The sequence below is a fragment of the Bacteroides sp. An51A genome (assembly GCF_002161565.1).
GTDB lineage: Bacteria > Bacteroidota > Bacteroidia > Bacteroidales > Bacteroidaceae > Phocaeicola > Phocaeicola intestinalis.
Genome location: NZ_NFIC01000002.1, coordinates 166,969 through 188,885 on the forward strand (window position 1 = coordinate 166,969; position 21,917 = coordinate 188,885).

The window sequence follows — 21,917 nt, forward strand, 5'->3', positions numbered from 1 at the left end:
TTTAAATGAAAGAAAAAGTCGGTAGATGCTGCAACATTTACCGACTCAAAAAAACATTAGATAATGCTAGTCCTAGCATTAAAATTAATAATAATAGCAAATATATGAAAAACATGCATTTAAGTGAATACTTTTGGAATAAAGAATGTATTTTTAATAAATTTAGACATTCTTTATCAATCGCCATGTGTTTATTATTACCTTCATCCATGGTGTATGCAGAGAATTTACAAGATCTCAAAATTGAAATTAATAAGAAAAATTTAAAATTATCTCAGTTGATCAAAACAGTAGAGAATCAAACAGATTATTTGTTTGTATCAAATAAATCTATTGATTTGAATATGACTGTAAGTTTGCAAAATGGTAAAGGATCCGTGAAGGAGATACTGAATGATGCTTTGGAGGAATTAGGTTTATCATATCGTATAGAAGGAGTAAATATTATCCTGATTCAGAATAAACAAACGAACTCTACCGGTAATAAAAAGATAAGCGGTACCGTAGTAGATCGTAAAGGAGAGGCAATCATTGGAGCTAATGTAGTAGTAAAAGGTAATGGGGGTATTGGAACAATTACGGATATGAATGGTAATTTTCAACTTGATGTCCCTGAAAAATCTGTGCTTACTATTACTTATATCGGTTATATACCATATGAGGTAAAGGTTGATAAAATTTCCAACCTACAAGTTGTATTACGTGAAGACTCTAAAAGTTTGGATGAGGTAGTCGTAATCGGTTACGGTACACAGAAGAAAAGTGATATTACAGGTGCTATTACTCAGGTGAAAGCGGATGATTTACCCTTGACTGGTAATGTTTCTTTGGGACAAATGCTTTCAGGTAAGGCTCCTGGTATGCAAATTACACTTAATAATGCCCAGCCGGGTGGAGCTGTTACTGTACAAATCCGTGGTAATGCAGCTGGAGGTGCAGGAAATCCTGGACCTTTGTATGTTATCGATGGCTATCCGATGAATGTGGATAATATGGAACCAGGAGGCGGTAAGTACGATGGCGGTAGTAAATCTCCATTGAATAATTTAAACCCTGCCGATATTGAGTCAATTGAGGTGTTAAAAGATGCTGCAGCTACTTCTATTTATGGTGCACGTGCTGCTAACGGTGTCGTCTTGATTACTACTAAACGAGGAAAAGAAGGTGCTGCGCCTATGGTGAAATACTCAGGTTCTGTTTCTTTATCCAAAAGAGCCAAGCATGAAAAAATGCTGGATGCAGCTGGTTTTATGACGGAACACAATCGAATTGGCTATGAAAACTGGTTAGCTGATAATAAAATTTACCCATATGGTTCTACAGACCCCAATAGTGTAGCTCCTTATGAGAATAAATATTCTAGTGATGATATAGCTAATGCACAGACTACAGACTGGCTTGGAGCCGTAGAGAGAGATGCCATTATGACTCAACATAACATTTCATTAACAGGTGGTACCAATAAGACATCTTACTATGTATCAGGTAGTTATTTAAATCAGGAAGGGGTTATCAAAAGTACGGGTATAGAGCGTTATTCTGGACGTTTCAATTTCGATCAAACATTTAATAAATATATTAAGGCTGGAGTTAATTTCAGTATTAGTCAAACTACTAATGATAATGCCCCATTAACAACAAGTCAAAATGAAAATGCTGGTATTATTCGTGCGGCAATGACTGCAAATCCTACTTTACCAATTTATGATGAAAACGGTGATTATATGATAGACCCTCAGCAACCATTTCTGCCTAATCCAGTATCTTTACTGGAAGTGGATGATGAAAGTCATAATTTAGAGTTGCTTGGTAATTTTTACCTGCAGGTTACTCCGATAGAGGGGCTGAATATCCGTATGAATGCTGGTTTTCAAAAAGATAAAGGAGAGCGTAATACCTATATGCCTAAAACTACACTTTATGGTTTTAAGGAAGATGGTAGAGCTACTCGTTCCTTTATCAACCGAAACAACAATGTATTCGATATTACTGCGACTTATGACAAAACATTTGCGGAGAAACATTCATTTAGAGTGATGGGAGGTTATTCTTATCAAAAGTTTTTCACAGATGGACTAGATGCTTCTAATAGTAAATTCTTGACTGATATCTTCAAGTGGTATAATCTGGGGGCTGGCGAATCAGCCAAACCTACAGTCGGATCTTATGGCAATGAGGAGGTTCTGGGTTCTGTGTTTGCACGTTTGAACTACAACTATGATAATCGCTATCTGATTGCAGCTACATTTCGTGGTGATGCTTCTTCCAAATTTGCAGAAAACAATAAATGGGGATTTTTTCCATCAGTAGCTTTAGCATGGCGTGTCAACAACGAAGCTTTTATGCAAGGCCAAAATATAGTATCTGATCTTAAACTGCGTGTCAGCTTCGGTCAGACAGGTAATGCGAATATTGGTAGTAATGCCTTGGCTTTATATGATACAGGGCGTAACTATACGTTTGGAGATCAGGTTGCTACTGGTGTAACACAGACTCAATTGGCTAATCCTAACTTGAAGTGGGAAACTACCACCGAATTTAACTTTGGTGTTGATTTTGGTTTCTTCAATAATCGCATTGTGGGCTCCATGGAATATTTTACCCGTAGGGTGTCTGATTTATTGGATACCAAGAAGCTAATGTCTTATAACCCGATCAATACCATTGTTGCTAATATTGGTGTGAAAGGAAGTAAAGGTTTCGAATTGGGTTTGACTACCCGTAATCTGATTGGAGAGTTTCAGTGGACTACAGACTATGTTTTCTCCTTCTATCGTGATCGTTGGGTAGAAAGAAGTCCACAATGGAAGAAGGCTATTTATGAGAATGAACATGATATGCTGAATGCACGTTACCTAATGCTCTCTGACGGACTTGTACAACCTGAGGATATGAATCCTGACGGAACTTGTAAAATACCTCATATGCCAAATGCAAAGCCTGGTATGATTAAGTATAAAGATTTGCATGGACGTGATGAAAACGGTAACCTGACTGATGGTCCGGATGGTAAGTTGGACGAGGCTGATATTGTATATATGGGCACAGCTACTTCCAAATTTTATGTAGGATTTGGTAATACTTTTACTTATAAAGGTTTTGATTTAAATATTTTCTTTTATGGCTACTTAGGTAGAAAGTTAGAAAATCCAGCATATCTTTCCTATTTGAAGGGGTCGAATGCTATTTTAAATGGTTCTAACATGTTAGCGGAAGTAACAAATCGTTGGGCGCATGACAATCCTAACGGGAAATTTCCTACATGTCTGAACAGCCCATATGATAACTTCAGCACGGACTTTTGGCTGGAGAACGCAAACTTCTTGCGTTGTAAGAACATAACACTAGGATATACTCTTCCTAAGTTAGGTAACTTCAGTAAGTTAGTGAAAAATTTGCGTTTATATGCTGATGTTCAAAATCCGTTTGTTATCACTAAGTATAGCGGCATCGATCCGGAGATGAACGGTCTTGCAGCATATCCGACTCAAACAACAATGTCTTTTGGGGTAGATATAACTTTTTAATTAGATTTTAATATGAGACTTTTGAATAATATAAAACAGATTACATTGGTAGCCTTGTTAGGAATAGGCATGGAATCTTGTTTAGATTTAGATCCTGTAATATATGATAAGATTATTCCTGAAAATTTTTACAAAACAGAGTCTGATGCCAAAGCAGCAGTAACAGGAATTTATAGTCCATTAGGCTCACCTGGTGATATTTATGGTGGTTGGACGGAAACATTTTGGATGATAAATAACTTGTGTGCAGATGACACGGGTACACAACGTGATGATTATGAATTTATGGAGAAGTTTCAATGGAATTCTACAACATATGCAGCGTATAAATTCTATAATATGTTTGTAAAAGAGGCTAATCGGGCCACTTTGGTCATAGACGATTTGCAAAAATCTCCTATAGATGATGATGTTAAGAAACAATATATAGCAGAACTGCAGTGTATTCGTGGTCAATATCTCTTCTTCTTATATGATTTTTACGGAACTGCTAATGTGACTACTGATGTTGAAATTCTGCGCCATCCAGAAAATGAGATAATTTTGGAGCGCTTACCGAAAGATGAGTTTATTAAATTGATTGAAACTGATTTGAAAGCTGCTGCAGAGATTTTGCCGGTATCTTATGATGATTCTGAATACGGACGGCTCACTAAAGGCGCTGCCTATACCATTTTGGAAAAACTTTATATGCAGGAAAAGCGTTGGGCAGATGCTGAAACCTATTGCCGAAAAATTCAAGGGTTAGGATACAAGTTACAGCCTACTTATTCATCTGTATTTAGCATAGAGAATGAACGCAATAATGAAATTATCTGGGCATTACCTTGTCAATCTGAGACAAATGGTAATGGGAATACCTGGACTACTCATGTGCTTCCTCCTGAACTTCCTTCTTTCTGGACGAATAGCAAAGTGCAAAGATGGAATGTATATAATATGCCATGGAAATATTACGATCACCATTTTCAACAACCAGGAGATGAACGTGCAATGGCACCTTCACTTATTACAGAATTTGAATATATAAGCAATGGTGAAACGAAATTAGCAAGCCGTAACAATGGTTATCCCAATTTAGTAAAGGGAGCTTTGCCTGTCAAGTATCCTGAAGACCCGACACAGATTTCAGAAAAAGCAGGTAATGATGTAGTGGTATATCGTTACGCTGATGTCTTGTTGGAGTTAGCCGAAGCTATAAACGAACAGAAGGGTCCTACACAGGAAGCTATTGGATTGGTAGAGCAGATTCGTGCCCGTGCTGGTATACCCAATACTATTCCAACTACAGCTACAGCTAGTAAAGAGAATTTCCGTGACTTTATATTGGATGAACGCGGCCGTGAATTATATTGTGAAGGACATCGTCGACGTGACTTAATTAGACATGGAAAATGGATACAATCAGCAGTAGACCAAGGATATATTCCAGAAGGAAGAGAGGCTGATTATAAGCATATGGTACTTTTTCCTATTCCGCAAGAGGTAATAGATGAGTCAAAAGGTAAAATTAAGCAAAACGAAGGGTATTAGTATTATATATTAATCAGGTAGTCCCTATATTTCGTGGTATTTCCCTAAATACAGGGACTTCTATTTTAATCAGAACTTTCAATAATTATTTGAATATTCTAACAACATAATTTTGGAAGTAAAAAACAAACTATTATGATAATTTTTAAACGAATAAGTGTTTTCCTGACAATTTTTGTCTTGTTGGGATTGTGTGCTTGTAGTTCAAGCGATGGAGTTTCACAGGAAGGAGATGTTTGGTTTATTGAAAATAGTCATTTGAAAGTAACCATTCAACCTACCGGGGTATTGAACGTGTATGATAAAAAAGGAAATCGAGAGTGGCAACAAGTAGCTTCAAAAGAAAAAAAAATAGAGAATGTTAGTGAAGTAAGTACTGCTGATAAATGGGCGATAGCATTCGAAACGGAAGTTAATAATTATCCGTTCTTAATAAAACTGAGTCTTCCAAAAGCCTCTGCGGACTTGGAGATAGAAGCTGATATGGAAAATCGTGATACTCCGATAGAGGATATTCCTTTTTTTGATCCGTTTTTGTTGGACTCGGAACATTGCTCCATAGCTGTAGCTGATTTCTGTAACGGGCATCTTTATCCAGCCGATCTTCACCCGTTTCCGTATAAGCGTTATACTACCGCTTTATTGGACATGCCTTGGATAGGTGTATGTGATGCAAAAGAAGGACATGGATATGAGATTATATTGGATACATCGGATGATGCATTCTTTGACATGATTCCCGTAAAGGTTGGAAAGCGTGAGATTGTTCTGCCCAAAGCGGGTTGGATATCCAGCAAAAAGCGTTTTGGATATGCACGCCGTCTTCTCTGTCATTTTGTTTCTGATGGCGGTTATGTAGCGTTGGCTAAATACTATCGAACTTATGCGCAAAAGCGCGGCTTGATTGTCCCTTTCTCTGAGAAAGTAAAGAAAAACCCAAATCTGACACGCCTTTTTGGGGCAGTGGATGTATGGGGGCAACAATCAGTAGAATTTGCCAAAGAAGCAAAGAAAGCAGGCGTGGAAAAAATGATTATGAATGGTAACTCTACACCTGAAGAATTAAAAAGTATCAATGAATTGGGTTATTTGACAAGTTGTTATGATGCATATCAGGATGTTTTTCAGGTAGAAGCTGATGGAAAAATTGATAGTGGACATGAATATTTGCCAGATAATATCGTATTGAAAGATGACAGTACTCGCATGTTAGCTTGGTGTACTTGGGATGGACATCAATCTATGAAACGTTGCCCAGTATTTTGGGAACGCACGGCTAAATTAGTGATTCCTGAAGTATTGTCTAAATATCCTTTCTTGTGTCGCTTCATAGATGTGACTACAGCCGAAGATTTGTACGAGTGTTACGATGAAAGGCATCCATTAACCCGTGCTGAAAAACGAGAGCTAGGTGTACGTCTTTTCGATTATATACGATCACAAGGTCTTGTAGTAGGCGGAGAACATGGTCGTTGGTGGGCTGTTCCTGTCATTGATTACGTAGAAGGTATGATGAGTGGAGGAACAGATAATTATGCTTGGGATGCTCCTTATCTTCGTCCACCTATGAATAAGGAGGGCAATAAATGGGAGCAGTATGAGACTTTGGGCATGAATCCCCAGTACCGTGTTCCTCTATGGGAACTTGTATTCCATGACTGCGTAGTATCCACTTGGTATTGGGGGGATGCTAATGATTTCTTAACGTTGGCTGACCCGAAATTTACAGACATGAAGAATTGTTACAATATTTTGTATGGCACTATACCTTTGTTATGGGCGAACGAAGAAACCGGTGGTGCAGGGCCATCTAAACCTGGCTCTTGGGTGGCCAATCGTGAACTTTTTCTAGAGACTTATCGTAACGTATGTAAACTGCATGAGGTGATTGCTGGACAGGAAATGACAGTTCATGAATTCCTGACTCTGGACGGAATGGTACAGCGCACTTGTTTCGCTGATGGTACAGAGGTTGTTGTCAATTTTGGAGAATCTGTTTACGAAGCTACTGTAGGTGGAAAAAGATATCAACTGCCGCAATATGGATTTGCAGTTAAAGGTCCTAGAATAGAACAATCACGTGCATTGATAGATGGACAAATTGTAACAAATATTCATACCAATACATACAACTTTCAAGATTTTAAACAATGTAACAACTAGGAAAAATGTTTTTATAATAATAGATGAGATATATGAAATTTCAATTAGCTATTTGGGGAATTGTATGTTGTGTCTTGGCTGGGGGTGTCAGCTTGGTCAAGGCTCAAAGTAGTATCGATTACGTCAATATGTTTATTGGTAGTACGGGTTCTCATAACACTGAATATGGAGGCACAACACCAGCAGTCAGCGAGCCTTTCGGAATGACACAATGGTGTGCAGCAACCCGTATAAACGGTATCTCACGTACTGCATATAATTACAATGATACTCATCTTCTGGGATTTGTAGCTACACATCAACCTGCTATTTGGATGGGCGACTATGGTTTTTTCACCTTAATGCCACAAGTAGGAATATTGAATTTAGAACCAGAAAAACGGGCTGTAAAGATAGATCATGCACAAGAAATAGCTACACCATATTATTATAAGATAAGTTATAATGACGTGCAAGGTCATGCTTTGAAGACCGAATTTACAGCTACATCCCGTTGCTCTTTTTTCCGCTTCAATTATCCTTCTACCGAGAAAGCTATTCTATTTTTGGAGGCTGGTCGGGAAAAAGAGGGGGGATCTATTGAAATCCTTCCAGACAAACAGGAGATTCGAATTTGTAACAAGGAAAGGCATGATAGTCATCTAGGTCCTCGCTTATATAATTTTAAAGGGTGCTATGTTCTGAAATTCTCACGTCCATTCAGTCAGTATGGCACTTGGAATGAGGATAGAGTGTCCAAGATGCAGAGTAAGGAAGAGGGGGCCCATGTTGGTGGGTATATAGAGTTTGAACCGGGTACAGAGGTTGTAGAAGTACGTATCGGTTCTTCTTTTATTGATTTTGAACAGGCTTCGGAGAATTTGGAGAAAGAAATTCCCACATCTGTCAGTTTTGAACAAACTAAAAAGAAGGTGAAGGCAGTTTGGAAGTCAAATTTAGATAAGATACAAATTAAAGGAGCAACCGATGATGATGCAACGATTTTTTATACGGCATTTTTTCGCACTATGCAATATCCACGTGAATTTTCTGAGTACGACCGCTACTACAGCCCGTTTGATGATAAGATTCACAAAGGCATTTCATACAATGCGTATTCACTGTGGGATACATTCCGTGCACAGCACCCTTGGCTTCAATTGACACAGTCTCAACGGGTAGATGATATGATTACAGCGTTGATACAAATGTATAATGAAGGTGGTTGGCTGCCTAAATGGCCTAATCCTTCTTACACAAACATCATGATTGGTACACATGCTGATGCTGTTATTGCTGATGCGTATGTCAACGGATTTCGTAATTATGATGTAGAAAAAGCTTATGAAGCTATCCGCAAGGATGCTTTTCAAGCACCACGTGATGACTATCGTTGGGGAGACAGACATTATTGGAACGGTTCATACGAGGCTCGTGGAGGTCTGAAAGAGTATTTGGATTTAGGTTATGTTGCTGCAGACAAGACAACAGAGTCTGTATCACGCACATTGGAGTTTGCTATGGATGATTATTGTGTAGCCCAAATGGCAAAAAAACTGGGACATGAGGAAGATTATCATATCTTAATGAAACGCTCACGCAACTATTTGAATCTGTACAATCCACAGACAGGTTTTTTTCAAGCACGACATAGTAATGGTAGCTGGGCAGATATAGAAGAGGGATTTACTGAAGGTGGACGCTGGACATACCGTTTCTGCGTTATGCAAAATATACCTGATCTGATTCATCTTCTGGGTGGGGAGGATGTATTTTGTAAGGAGCTAGACAAAAACTTTGATGAAGGGCATTATCGTCATGATAATGAACCCGGACATCATTTCGCTTACTTATATGATTGTTGTGGCAAGCTTGATAAAGTGCAGAACCGTATTCCAATGATAATAAAACAACATTACAAGAATAAGCCTGATGGTTTATCTGGTAATGACGATTGTGGACAAATGTCAGCTTGGTATCTATTCAGTTCATTGGGCTTTTATCCGCTTACTCCGGCATCAGGTGAGTATGCATTGGGTATACCTCATTTTAAAGAGATAATCCTGCAGCTACGAGATGGTAAGAAATTGTTAATCAAAGCTCCAGAATTGAATAAAAAAGATTACTTATTGCGAGTGTATTGGAATGGAAAACTTTTGGAAAAGCCTTTTATCTCTATTCAAGATATTTTTAAAGGTGGAGTACTAGAGTTTTGTTCTGAATAATAATCAATTAAATATATTAAATAATGAGATATTACTTATTACTACTATTTCAGATATATATCTGTATTTTAGCATTTGTTGTAACAGGATGTTCCTCTTCCCTTGTATCGAATACGGTCAAATCTCCGGATGGAAAGTTAGAGTTTACTATTTATAAAAGTGAAAAAGGTGAACCTGTTTATGCTTTTAAAGCTAATAATAAACAGTTGATTAACAATTCATCATTGGGTATTAAATTTAAGAATAACAATGTTTTAACAATTACTGAATGTAGTATTGAAGAGACTAATGAACGTCAAGTACGGGATATTTGGAAACCAGTATGGGGAAAGAGAGCTATAGTAAATGATCATTTTAATGAAAAGACTTTCACGATAAGTAGTACGGCCGTGGATGGCTTGGAGAAACTTCTTGTAGTAGTTCGTGTTTACAATGATGGAGTTGCTTTTCGTTATGAGATTCCTACCGGGAATAGTAAACTAGAAAGAGAGCCTATGGAATGTACTACATATAACTTTGCTGATGATTATACTGCATGGAGCTATAATGGCGAAGAACATAATATTGGTCCTGAAAAGCTTACAGATAGTAACGGTGAGAGACTTCCGGTTGTTACAATTAAAGCTGATGACCATAATTATATGGCTCTTCATGAGGCTTATTTGCAAGAAGGAGAACCGTTGCGTTTATTCTCGAAAAAGGGTGAGATAGCCTATTCTGTAATATCTACACCAGGAAAGTTACATCCAAATTATAGTTCAGCATGGCGTGTTATCATGTATGGCACCACTCCTGGTACATTGGTAGATTCTCATCTTGTAGAGTTACTTAATCCTGAACCAGATCCTAAATATGATTTTTCATGGGTAAAACCGGGTATTGCTTTATGGGATTGGCGGATGAATGGTGCAGAAATAGATGGGTTTAGATATGAGATGTCTTATCCTTCTTGGGTTCGTGCTGTGGACTTTGCGGCTGAACAAGGATTTGCCTATCTTGTATTGGATGCTAACTGGTATGGTCCTGAATTTGCCACAGATTCTGATCCTATTAATGGTGATAAGGCGAATGATGTACGTAGACTTATAGAATATGGTAAACAAAAGGGTGTAGGTATTTGGTTGTATTTAAATGATGTTGGAGGAAAACAATATCCCATTGAAGAAACTTTGAAACAATATAGTAAATGGGGAGCTGTCGGTGTAAAATATGGTTTTATGACCGGTACTCAAGAAGAAAAAAATAAATGGACACAAACTGTAACGCGTCTGTGTGCCGAGAATCATTTATTAGTAGACTATCACGATAATCCAGTTCACCCTTATGGACAAATGCGGACATGGCCTAATGCTGTTACTAGAGAATATTGTCATGCGCAATTGGATGGTTATCATGTGTTTGTTCCGGAAACTTTCTGTACTTCCGTATTTGTGAATATGCTAGCAGGTCCTCTGGATATGAACAACGGTATGTTTGATTTACGCCCGGGAAAAACGACTCGTGTAGATTGTAACTTGCCTGTTCCTTCAACTGTAACATCTGAGGCGGCTAGAACATTGATCACCTTCTCAGGTGTAACCATTCTTCCAGATATACCTGAATATTATAAGAAATATCCCGAGTTACTTCGCTTTATCAGTGCACAGAAGATGCCCTGGGTAGAAAGTAAGACTTTGGCTGGCGAAATTGGAGAATATATTGTTATGATGCGTCAAACCCAAGAAGCTTGGCTAATAGGTGCAGTTACCAATGAATTGGCACGCACAGTGGAAATTCCTTTGTCTTTCTTACCTAAAGGAAAATTTATTGCGCAGATAACCAAAGATGGTGAAGATGCACACTATTTTGTTAATCGTGAATCTTACCAATCCGTTGAAGAAAGTGTGGATTGTAACACTGTGCTAAAACTAGAGCTTGCAGCAGGAGGTGGAGCTTGTGTGCTGATTCAAGAAAAATGATAAAAGGTATCACAATTTGTCTTTGATTAGAATGTTAATGAGGATATACAACAAAAAGTGGAAAGTAATCTTGTTCTGGACAGGAGTCTTGTGTTATGCTTGTTGCGGAACAGAAAGTGACAAGGAACTGGCCGGGTATGTAAATCCTTTTATTGGGGCTAGTACGAATACCGAAGCTGCGGGAGCCTTTCATGGATTAGGGAAGACCTTTCCTGGAGCGACTTACCCGTTTGGTGCGGTACAAATAAGCCCCAATACAATTACGGGAGGAGACAATGGTTCGGGATATAGCTATGAACATCAAACTATTGAAGGATTTGCTTTTACCCAAATGAGTGGTGTGGGATGGTATGGAGACCTTGGTAATTTGTTAGTAATGCCAACGGTAGGTAAAATGTATACTAATTCTGGAAAAGAGAATGGAGTGAAGGGGTATCGCACTCGGTATGATAAGGCATCAGAGAAGGCTTCTGCTGGTTATTATAGTGTATATTTGCCCGATTATGGTGTACAAACAGAGGCTACGGTTATGGAGCATAGTGGTATGCTACGTTTTACTTATCCGAAGAGTAAGGAATCTCGAATACAGATAGATTTGGCTCGTCGCGTTGGTGGCACGTCTACCTTCCAATTTGTAAAGGTGGTTGATGAGTACACAATCGAAGGTCGTATGGAATGTACACCAGAAGGTGGTGGTTGGGGAAACGGGGATGGCAATGCCAGATATACAGTCTATTTCCATGCTCAGTTCTCAAAGCCATTGACAGATTATGGATTTTGGAATGTTGAAATTCCTGAAGGAATTTCGCGCAAACGTGAATTCGTAGAAAGTGCTCAATTTCAAAAACTTACATCCCAAGCGCAAATCATACAAGATAAAAAAGAATTCCAAGGAAAGCACATCGGATTCTTTGCTAACTTTGAGACAAAGGAAAATGAGCAGATTTTGTTTAAATCGGGGATTTCTTTCGTCAGTATAGAAGGGGCACGTAAAAATCTAGAGCAAGAAATTGCGGATTGGAATTTTGATGTCGTAAAGGAGGCTACTAAAAAGCAATGGAATGATATGCTGGCAACTATCCGAGTAAAAGGTGGTACGGAAGAACAAAAGCGTATCTTTTATACAGCTCTATATCATACAATGATTGATCCTAGAAATTTTACAGATGTAGACGGACATTATATTGGAGGAGATGGAAAGATACATACATCGATTGGCTTTACTAAACGGACCGTGTTTAGCGGTTGGGATGTATTTCGCAGTCAAATGCCTTTACAAAGCATCATTAATCCCGAAGTGGTTAATGACCTGCTGATGTCTTTGACGACCTTAGCTGAAGAAAGTGGTAATCACTATTATGAGCGCTTTGAGCTCCTGAATGCATATAGTGGGTGTATGTTGGGTAATCCTGCGCTTTCAGTATTGGCCGATGCGTGGGTAAAGGGTATATTTAAAGGAGATAAGGAAAAGGCTTATACCTACGCTGACAATACAGCACGCCTTTTTGGCAATACTGAGCGAGGCTATACCCCTTATAGTATTTCAAAAACCTTAGAGTATGCTTATACGGAATGGTGTATGGCACGTATGGCCATAGATTTAGGCAAAACAGAGGATATGGTTAAGTATTTGAAACTTTCCCGTTCCTATAAGAATTTGTACGATAAGGAAAAACATGCCTTCCGTCCGAGAAAAGAAGACGGTTCGTTTATAAAATGGCCCCAAAGAGGAAAATTGCAGGAAGGGTATGGTTGTACTGAGTGCAATGAACTGCAACAAGGTTGGTTTGTACCGCACGACATAGAAGGTATGGTAGAGTTGATGGGAGGTATTCAACAAACTGTAGCTGATCTTGATAGCATGTTTGCCCATACACCTCACAATTTTTTGTGGAATGTATATTACAATCATGCCAACGAACCAGTTCATCATGTTCCTTTTTTATATAATAGATTGGGAGAACCTTGGAAAACACAATATTGGTCTAGGTTTATTTGCGAACATGCTTACCATGATAAAGTGGAGGGATTGGTAGGTAACGAAGATGCCGGACAAATGTCTGCATGGTATGTATTATCGGCATGTGGTTTGTATCCTATTTGTCCAGGAGATACTCGTTATGAGATAACTTCTCCGTTGTTTAACGAGATAACAATTAAGGTAGGAGATAATAAAACATTTGTCATCAAAGCACACAATAATTCAACCTCTAATACTTATATACAGTCTGCTCGTTTGAATGGAAAGGAATACTCTCAATGTTACTTGGATTATCAAGATATTATGAATGGAGGAGTATTGGTATTGGAAATGGGAAATGCTCCTAATATGCATTGGGGGATCTAGAGTAGTATTTTTAAGGTATGAGGGTGTAGCGAAGGATCTCTTTTCTTATATTTAGGAAATAGGTTCTTCGTTACTGTTTTTATATTAAACTTAACCCGTTGGCGGAATTAATTTGGTTTGAGAATTATGTTTAAAAGGTTGCGCATATCGCTGATTTTTATTAACTTAGTGTTGTCTAAATCATTAAGTTTATATCATCGTATGCACAACTTATATACAAAAGTTGTCAAAATACTTGAGATATGCAAGCAATTTTCCCATAATCTTGTTAATGAGCATGGGAATATTGTCCGCCGTGGTCCTGTTCCTAAATTCTCAGACTTAGAGGTCGTGGCTTTGTCGTTGGCTGCCGAATCGGAAAGCATCGACAGTGAGAAGTGGCTTTTTGATTACAAGCTGCAAGAGTACAAGGAGAAAATCCCCAATCTTATATCGCGCAGACAATTCAATGACCGCAGAAAGAAAACCACAGGCCTATGTGAAGCCATCCGCAAGCGGATTGCCTTGAAAATAGATGGTGATGAGGATTTCTTCCTTGTGGACTCCAAACCGATAGAAGTCTGTCGTCCCGCAAGGGGAAAACGCTGCAAGATGGGACAGTCGGGAGATTTCTCCAAAGCACCCGACTTTGGCTATTGCGCTTCGCAAAACACATACTACTTTGGTTATAAGCTTCATGCCATCTGTGGGTTAAGTGGAGTAGTGCATTCCTATGACTTGTCAAAGGCGAGCGTGCATGATCTCAATTACATGAAGGATGTGAAGCTGGAATATCACGATTGCAGCATCTATGGGGACAAGGGATATATCGGGGCTGATGTACAACTCGACCTCTTTGAGACTGCGCATATCAGGCTTGAATGTCCCTACCGGCTGAATCAAAAGGATTGGAAACCGACTTTCACCCCTTTTGCAAAAGCCCGCAAGAGGATTGAAACAATATTTTCTCAATTGTCAGGCCAATTCCTCCTCATTAGAAATTATGCAAAGATAACAAACGGTTTGTTTGCCAGAATCATAGGCAAGATTAGTGCGCTGACCGTATCGCAATATGTCAACTATATCAATAACAAGCCCATTGGTAGAATTAAGTACGCACTAAATTAATTCCGCCAACGGGTAATCCCTGTATATTCTGTTGAGTTCCCCGTATTGGGGAATCATCGTCTGTATCTTGTCTGCCATAGGCGTTCTACTTTTGTTTGTTCTTTTCATTGTCAAGAAGCATAGTCAGTTCTTCTTCCACCTGTTCTATGCTCGGCAACGCCGATTTCAGGTTCTCCGGCACAGCCTTGCTGAGCTGGTAATCGCTGATGCCGATAGGCTGGTCATAGCCTGTCAGTGCATATTGCGCGACAATCTCATCCTTGCCCTTGCACAACAGCAGCCCGATGGTCTTGTTGTCATTCTCTCCCCTCAGTTTGTCATCCACCACATTGATGTAGAAGTTCAACTGTCCGGCATATTCCGGCTTGAACGGGGTTGCCTTCAGTTCCACGACCACGTATGCATGGAGCTTGATGTTGTACAGAATCAGGTCGGCATAGAAATCGCTGTCGCCAATCTGGAAATGCTTCTGCCTTGCGACAAAGGCGAATCCGTTGCCCATCTCCAACAGATAACGGGTAACGTGCTTCACCAGTTGTTCCTCTATGTCCCTTTCGTCCGCACGTTCTTTGGCTCCCGCCAAGTCAAAGATATACGGGTCTTTTAACAGGTAGTTGGCAAGGTCGCTTTGGGGTGCAGGAAGTGTGGCGGTAAAATTATTGACTTTGTGGCTGTTGATTTGCCGTTCAAACAATTTGCTCTCAATCTGCATTTTAAGGACATTGCTGCTCCAGCCCATTTCCACGGATTGTTTCATATACCAGTACTCCACGCCCAACGGAAGAGAACTGTTCAACAGAATCACATGGCTCGCCCAATTGATTCTTGCAACAGGTGATGCTAGGAACAGTTTTTCCATGTCCTCAATCGGTACTTGATAAACAGCGGCTACTGTTTGGACTACATCCTGAATTTGTGCAAGAGGTTCTTGCACAATTGCAACTTCCTTGTTATCTGTGGATTGAATTTGCGCAAGAGGCTCTTGCGTAAATGTCATATTGTTCAGGCTTTGAAGTTCATTCGTGATTTTCTGCACACTTGGAGTAAATAATTTCGCATCGGTTTCTATAAAACTCCGTAATGCGCCCAATGGATAGGAGCGTGCGAACTGACACATATAAGCCAAGTTTCTGACCGAATACCCTTTCTTTTCGGGATAATTGAACCGTATCGCCTGCGCCAGTTTCTTGATGACCTTGCCGCCCCAGCCTTGTCGGTTCTGGTGGTACAATATGTAGTTGCCCATCTTCCAGTAATGGAACAGCATCTGCGCATTGGCGGCACTGATGAGCCGGACTTGCGCCTGCTCTATTTCTGAACCGATGGCACTGACGAAAGCCTCGAAACTTCTTTTCTCTATATTGTTGTTATCGTTACTGCTCATTGTTGTATGTATTGAAAGTTACAAAGATAAGCCCAATAACAGGCATCCCGTGAAACTTGCTGATTGTTTTTTACAGTTGGTTGAATTTATTCATTGCATTGGCTTTCACATCGTCGGCGATGTCAATGTAAGGTTTCATTGCTTTGTAGTCGCTGTGTCCCGTCCATTTCATAACCACCTGAGCCGGAATGCCGAGAGCCAAGGCGTTGCAAATGAATGTCCTTCTTCCGGCATGGGTGCCCAGCAATGCGTATTTGGGTGTAATGGTGTCTATCCGCTTACTCCCTTTATAATAGGTCTCGCTTACTGGCTCGTTGATTTCGGCAAGCTCACCCAATTCCTTCAAATAATCGTTCATCTTCTGGTTGCTGATGACAGGGAGAGCCTTATGCCCCTCAAACTCCACATCCTTATATTTATCCAGTATCGCCTTGCTGTGGTTGTTAAGCTCGATGATGAGCCTTTCGGCGGTCTTTACGGTAGTAATTTCTATATATCCGTCCCTGATGTCGCTTTTCTTCAGATTATGTACATCCGAATACCGGAGTCCGGTAAAGCAACAGAACAGAAAGACATCCCTCACCCGTTCAAGATATTGCTTTGTGTCGGGTATCTGATAATTTTTGAGTTTGTTAAGTTCTTCCCAAGTGAGGAATATCACCTTTTTCGGTGTGCTTCGCAATTTGGGGTTGAAATCTTCGTAGACATTGTTCATGCAATACCCTTTCTTGGTACACCAGCGCAGGAACCATTTCAGATAAGCGACTTGTTTCATGATGGATGTGTTCCGCATATCTTCGGTGTCTTTCAGGAAATTCACATACTTTGTCAGTTTGGGCTCGTCCAACGATTCAAATGTCAGCCCCTTGTCAAATTTTTCAAGATGTTTCCTGACTGCGGCAAATTTCTCATAGGTGGCATCAGACCAGCCGTTTTGCGTACCGCACTCCTTGATGAACTCATCAAACACCCCCAAAGGCAGAAATACGACTGGAGCTTGTTCCTCATCTCCCTTTTTTTCATTGTGCAATCTGTTGAACGCGTCCTTTACCTGCTCGGTAGTCGGCATGAATCCCTACACCTCAAACTCCTTGAATATATTCTGGATTTCGGTGTAGTATTTCAGCAAGTCCGCATTGATTTCCGATGCGCTTTGCTTCAGCTTATTGGTGCAGCTGTTCTTTACCCGCTGCTTGTCGGCATCCCATTTGGCGACATCAATGCGGTAGCCCGTTGTGAACTCAATGCGGTGGCTGTCAAAAACAACACGCATACGGATAGGGACATTCTCCACGATTGGAACTCCGTTCTTCTTCCGGCTTTCCAATGAAAAGATGATGTTTCTTTTGATGTTCATAGCTGGGTGTATTAAAATCAACACCCAAATATACACCCAATAATTGAAATAGCAAAAGGTATTTAATGATATTTAGTAATATAGTTGATTTGTAATAACTTGATTATTATCAGTATATTGCAGTTTTGTGAGATTTCTTGATTGCGTAAGTTAAAGTCCCGTACGCACCGCAAAAAATATTCGCTTATGAATCCCTAAGTTGTTACAACTTAGGGATTTTATTTTATAGTACTCCCCCTTCTAGCCGCACAAATAACAGCAAGGTGCGCAAGAAACACACGCAAACGTTTGATTGACTGAATGAAAATTCCTAATTTTGCACAATTATTTGAAATTACGTAATTTACTATAAGATGAACCAAGAATTCGAGCTGATCGCCAAAACCTTCCAGGGATTGGAAGAAATATTGGCACAAGAACTCACCGAACTGGGAGCAGGAAACATCCAGATCGGACGGCGTATGGTATCGTTTACCGGAGACAAAACAATGATGTACCGCGCCAATTTCAACTTGCGCACTGCTATCCGCGTGCTGAAACCCATCAAACATTTTCAGGCGACAAATGCCGACGAGGTGTACAATGCCGTAAAAGCCATAGCTTGGGAGAATTATATGGATAATACGACCAGCTTTTCGGTAGATGCAGTGGTATTTTCGGAGGTTTTCCGTCACTCCAAATTTGTAGCCTATAAAGTAAAAGATGCCATTGTTGATTATTTCCGCGAAAAAACCGGAAGTCGTCCATCGGTACGGATCAATAACCCTGACTTGGCACTGAATATTCACATTGCCGAAGATCAATGCACACTTTCACTTGATAGTTCGGGCGAATCGCTTCATCGCCGCGGTTATCGGCAAGAACAAGTAGAGGCACCCTTGAATGAGGTGCTTGCGGCCGGAATGATTCTAATGACAGGCTGGCGGGGAGAATGCGACCTGATAGACCCGATGTGCGGTTCGGGCACCATCCCCATTGAAGCGGCATTGATAGCCAGAAATATAGCTCCAGGCGTGTTTCGTAAAGAATTTGCTTTTGAGAAATGGAAAGACTTTGATAAGGAACTGCTGGACTCCATCTACAACGATGATTCACAGGAACGTGAATTTACCCACAAAATTTACGGTTACGACAACAATCCGAAAGCCAATGAAATAGCAACTCATAATGTAAAGGCAGCCGGATTGACCAAAGACATCGTATTGAAGGTACAGGCGTTCCAACAATTTGAGCAACCCAAAGAAAAGAGTCTTATCATTATGAATCCGCCTTATGGCGAACGCATCTCTTCAGATGACTTGTTAGGATTGTATCAGATGATAGGCGAACGGTTGAAACACGCATTTACAGGTAATGATGCGTGGATATTGAGTTATCGGGACGAATGTTTCGACCAGATCGGACTGAAAGCATCAGTAAAAATTCCGCTCTTCAACGGTGCTTTGGAATGTCAGTTCCGCAAATACCAACTATTTGACGGTAAATATCGTGAATTCCGTAGTGAGAATCCTGACAAAGAATTCAAGCCAAAGGGTGAAGAAAAGATAGTACGTGCGCGTCATCACGGTGAAAAAGTGGAATACGGACGGCGCGAAGGTAAAGAACGTTTCCGTGACAGCGCCCGTCGGGAATGGGATAAACCGGGATTTCGTCCGCGTGAAGACCGTCGCAGGGAAGAAGATGACCGTCGTTCGTTCCGTCCTCGCAGGGCTGAAGACGGCAAAGAGTTTACACGGGAACGCAAACAAGCTTTCAATCGCGAAGAACCGAAACGTTTCTCACGCAATGAAGAAAGTGATAAACTGGCCAGAATCCCGGCAAACCTGCGCTATATGCATCGCCGCCGGAAACCGGAAGAAGAAAATTAAGTTTGTAAGTTTTTAAGTTTGTAAGTTTGTAAGTTTTTGAGTTTGTAAGTTCTTTGGTTTAAAGTTTCAAGAACTCAAGAGCCTGAAAAACTTACAAACTAAAGAACTCAAAAACTAAAATCACAACCTATATGAAAAAATTTCTATCATTTATTATAACACTTTGCATGACCGTTACTTTGTGCGCCCAAGAAAAAAAAGCGTTCACACTGGATGATGTGATTCCCGGTGGAAGCAATTATTTTAACCTGACTCCTCAAAACTTACCAGGGTTGCAATGGTGGGGAGATGTATGTGTGCGTGCAGATGTGGACGATATCAGGCAAATAGATAATCGTACCGGAGAAGAAACTATACTGGTGACACTGAAAGAAGTGAACGAAGCCTTGCAAAACGGAGAAAAGCCGTACAAACTTTTAGCTCCCATCAAGCCGCTTCACACCCTGCAAGGCGCTTCCCTGCCTTGGGAAAACCGGAACCTCCTGATGTTTTCGGACTATGTGGGAGATGAAGAAAAAAGTGAAAGCTATGTCTTCTTCTATGACTTTGTTCAGAAGAAGTTAACCAACATGTTCCGCATCCAAGAAGCAAACGCCACCAACTTTGATTTCTGCAAAGAGAACGGCTATCTTGCTTATACGGCAGGCGACCATTTATATATTGCCAACCACGGGGATTTTTCCACCGCGGTAAGCCCGCACCCAACGGGTGGAAAGGAAATAGATAACGACATCGTTTACGGCCAAGCGGTTCACCGCAACGAGTTCGGCATCATGAAAGGTACGTTCTGGAGCCCGAAAGGCACGTATCTGGCCTTCTACCGGATGGACCAAAGCATGGTGACCGATTATCCGCAGGTGAACACCACCACCCGCATCGCAACCCTCGTGCCCGACAAATATCCGATGGCAGGCATGACCAGCCACAAGGTGACCGTCGGCATCTATCATGTAAAGACGGGAAAAACCATTTACCTGCAGGCAGGTGACCCAACCGACCGTTACTTTACCAACATCAGCTGGTCGCCCGACGAGAAAGACATCTATGTCATCGAACTGAACCGCGACCAGAACCACGCACAACTGGTGCAATACAATGCCGAAACCGGCGAGAAGAAAGGCGTGCTTTACGAAGAGAAGCATGCCCGTTACGTAGAGCCGCAACACCCCTTGGCTTTCTTGCCCTGGGACGAAACCAAGTTCGTCTACTGGAGCCAACGCGACGGGTATCACCACCTTTATCTAATGGATACCCAAAAGCCTCAGGCAGGCGAATGGAAAACCGGCAAGGATGCGGACGACACGTATTGCGAATACCTGCAGACCACCCCGCTCACCCAAGGAGACTGGCTGGTGCAGGAAATCTTAGGTTTTAACAAGAAGATGAAGACCGTCATCATCGGAAGCACGGAAATCTCTCCGCTCCAGACCAATGTCTTCAGCCTCGATGTAAAGGCCGGGAAACGTACCTTGATAGGCAAACGGGACGGAATGCACCGCGCGCAACTCTCGGAAAACGGAACATTCCTGATAGACAATTTCACTTCGAACGATGTTCCACGTGAAATCAGCATCCTGCCTACCGACGGGAAAAAAGGCGTTACATTGCTTACTGCCACCGACCCGATGAAAGAACAATACGATTTGCCCGAAATCAGCATCGGCACCATCAAAGCCGCCGACGGAAAGGCCGACCTGTATTATCGCCTGATTAAGCCGGTGGGCTTCGACCCGAACAAGAAATACCCTGCCATTATCTACGTATATGGCGGTCCGCATGCACAGATGATTCACAACACACGCTTCTATGATGCACGCGGATGGGACCTGTATATGGCACAACAAGGCTACGTAATGCTTACGGTAGACAACCGGGGAAGTGATAACCGGGGCATTCAGTTCGAAAACTGCACCTTCCGCCAATTAGGCGCAGAAGAAGCCAAAGACCAAGTGGAAGGAGTCAAGTTCCTGCAATCACTTCCGTATGTGGATGCCGGAAAGATAGGCGTACACGGCTGGAGTTTCGGCGGCTATATGACCACCAACCTGATGCTGACTTACCCTGACCTCTTCAAGGTAGGCGTGGCTGGAGGTCCGGTCATCGACTGGAAATATTACGAAGTGATGTACGGCGAACGCTATATGGACACGCCGCAAACCAATCCCGAAGGATATAAAAGTCGGGATTTGAAAGCCAAAGCCGGCAATCTGAAAGGAAGGTTGGAAATCATCATCGGCGGAATGGACCCCACGTGCGTTCCCCAACATACGATTACTTTCCTGCGTGCATGCATCGATGCCGGAACGCATCCCGACCTCTTCATCTATCCCGAAGACGGGCATAACATGATGGGACGCGACCGCGTTCACCTGCATGAACACATCACGCGTTATTTCCTTGATTATTTAAAATAAACCGATATGACCCGATTTCACCACAGAGGAAATAATAAAAACGCTGTGTGCTTCT

General features: G+C 41.1%; 10 protein-coding genes and 1 pseudogene. 9 read left to right on the plus strand and 2 right to left on the minus strand.

The annotated features are described in order from the left end of the window. Window positions 1-5: 5 nt before the first annotated feature. The 7 genes from B5G04_RS04320 (at window position 6) to B5G04_RS04350 (ending at window position 14,839) form a co-directional block, all read left to right on the plus strand. Window positions 6-3,527 carry a TonB-dependent receptor gene (locus B5G04_RS04320; protein WP_087395959.1) on the plus strand — a complete coding sequence of 1,174 codons (3,522 nt, stop codon included), beginning with the start codon at window positions 6-8 and terminating at the stop codon, window positions 3,525-3,527. 12 nt (window positions 3,528-3,539) lie between these two features. Further along, window positions 3,540-5,060 carry a RagB/SusD family nutrient uptake outer membrane protein gene (locus B5G04_RS04325; RefSeq protein ID WP_087395961.1) on the plus strand — a complete coding sequence of 507 codons (1,521 nt, stop codon included), beginning with the start codon at window positions 3,540-3,542 and terminating at the stop codon, window positions 5,058-5,060. A gap of 135 nt (window positions 5,061-5,195) precedes the next feature. Beyond that, window positions 5,196-7,223: a glycoside hydrolase gene (locus B5G04_RS04330; protein ID WP_087395963.1), complete on the plus strand. Its 2,028-nt coding sequence runs from the start codon at window positions 5,196-5,198 to the stop codon at window positions 7,221-7,223. Window positions 7,224-7,255: 32 nt separating this feature from the next. Beyond that, the gene (locus tag B5G04_RS04335) at window positions 7,256-9,427 is read left to right on the plus strand and encodes a GH92 family glycosyl hydrolase (protein ID WP_087396314.1); all 2,172 of its coding nucleotides are present in this window, start codon (window positions 7,256-7,258) and stop codon (window positions 9,425-9,427) included. A gap of 23 nt (window positions 9,428-9,450) precedes the next feature. Then, on the plus strand, window positions 9,451-11,385 hold the full coding sequence (locus tag B5G04_RS04340; protein ID WP_087395965.1) for a glycoside hydrolase family 97 protein: 1,935 nt from the start codon (window positions 9,451-9,453) through the stop codon (window positions 11,383-11,385). Between the two features lie 16 nt (window positions 11,386-11,401). Then, on the plus strand, window positions 11,402-13,732 hold the full coding sequence (locus B5G04_RS04345) for a GH92 family glycosyl hydrolase (RefSeq protein ID WP_225226155.1): 2,331 nt from the start codon (window positions 11,402-11,404) through the stop codon (window positions 13,730-13,732). Between the two features lie 126 nt (window positions 13,733-13,858). Then, window positions 13,859-14,839 (plus strand): IS982 family transposase, encoded by a 981-nt coding sequence (locus tag B5G04_RS04350; RefSeq protein WP_087395967.1) that lies wholly within the window; start codon window positions 13,859-13,861, stop codon window positions 14,837-14,839. A gap of 85 nt (window positions 14,840-14,924) precedes the next feature. On the opposite strand, the gene B5G04_RS04355 is transcribed toward B5G04_RS04350, so the two are convergent. Continuing rightward, complete coding sequence (locus tag B5G04_RS04355) at window positions 14,925-16,223, minus strand: PDDEXK nuclease domain-containing protein (protein WP_087395969.1); 1,299 nt, start codon at window positions 16,221-16,223, stop codon at window positions 14,925-14,927. Between the two features lie 70 nt (window positions 16,224-16,293). After that, a pseudogene (locus B5G04_RS04360) lies at window positions 16,294-17,635 on the minus strand (phage integrase SAM-like domain-containing protein). Window positions 17,636-17,933: 298 nt separating this feature from the next. Between B5G04_RS04360 and B5G04_RS04365 the strand changes: the two are divergent. Continuing rightward, window positions 17,934-19,448, plus strand: coding sequence for a THUMP domain-containing protein (locus B5G04_RS04365; protein ID WP_022038717.1), 1,515 nt, complete (start codon window positions 17,934-17,936; stop codon window positions 19,446-19,448). Window positions 19,449-19,579: 131 nt separating this feature from the next. Beyond that, entirely contained in the window at window positions 19,580-21,862 is a 2,283-nt protein-coding gene (locus B5G04_RS04370; RefSeq protein WP_087395971.1) for a DPP IV N-terminal domain-containing protein, read from the plus strand. Window positions 21,863-21,917: the final 55 nt, after the last annotated feature.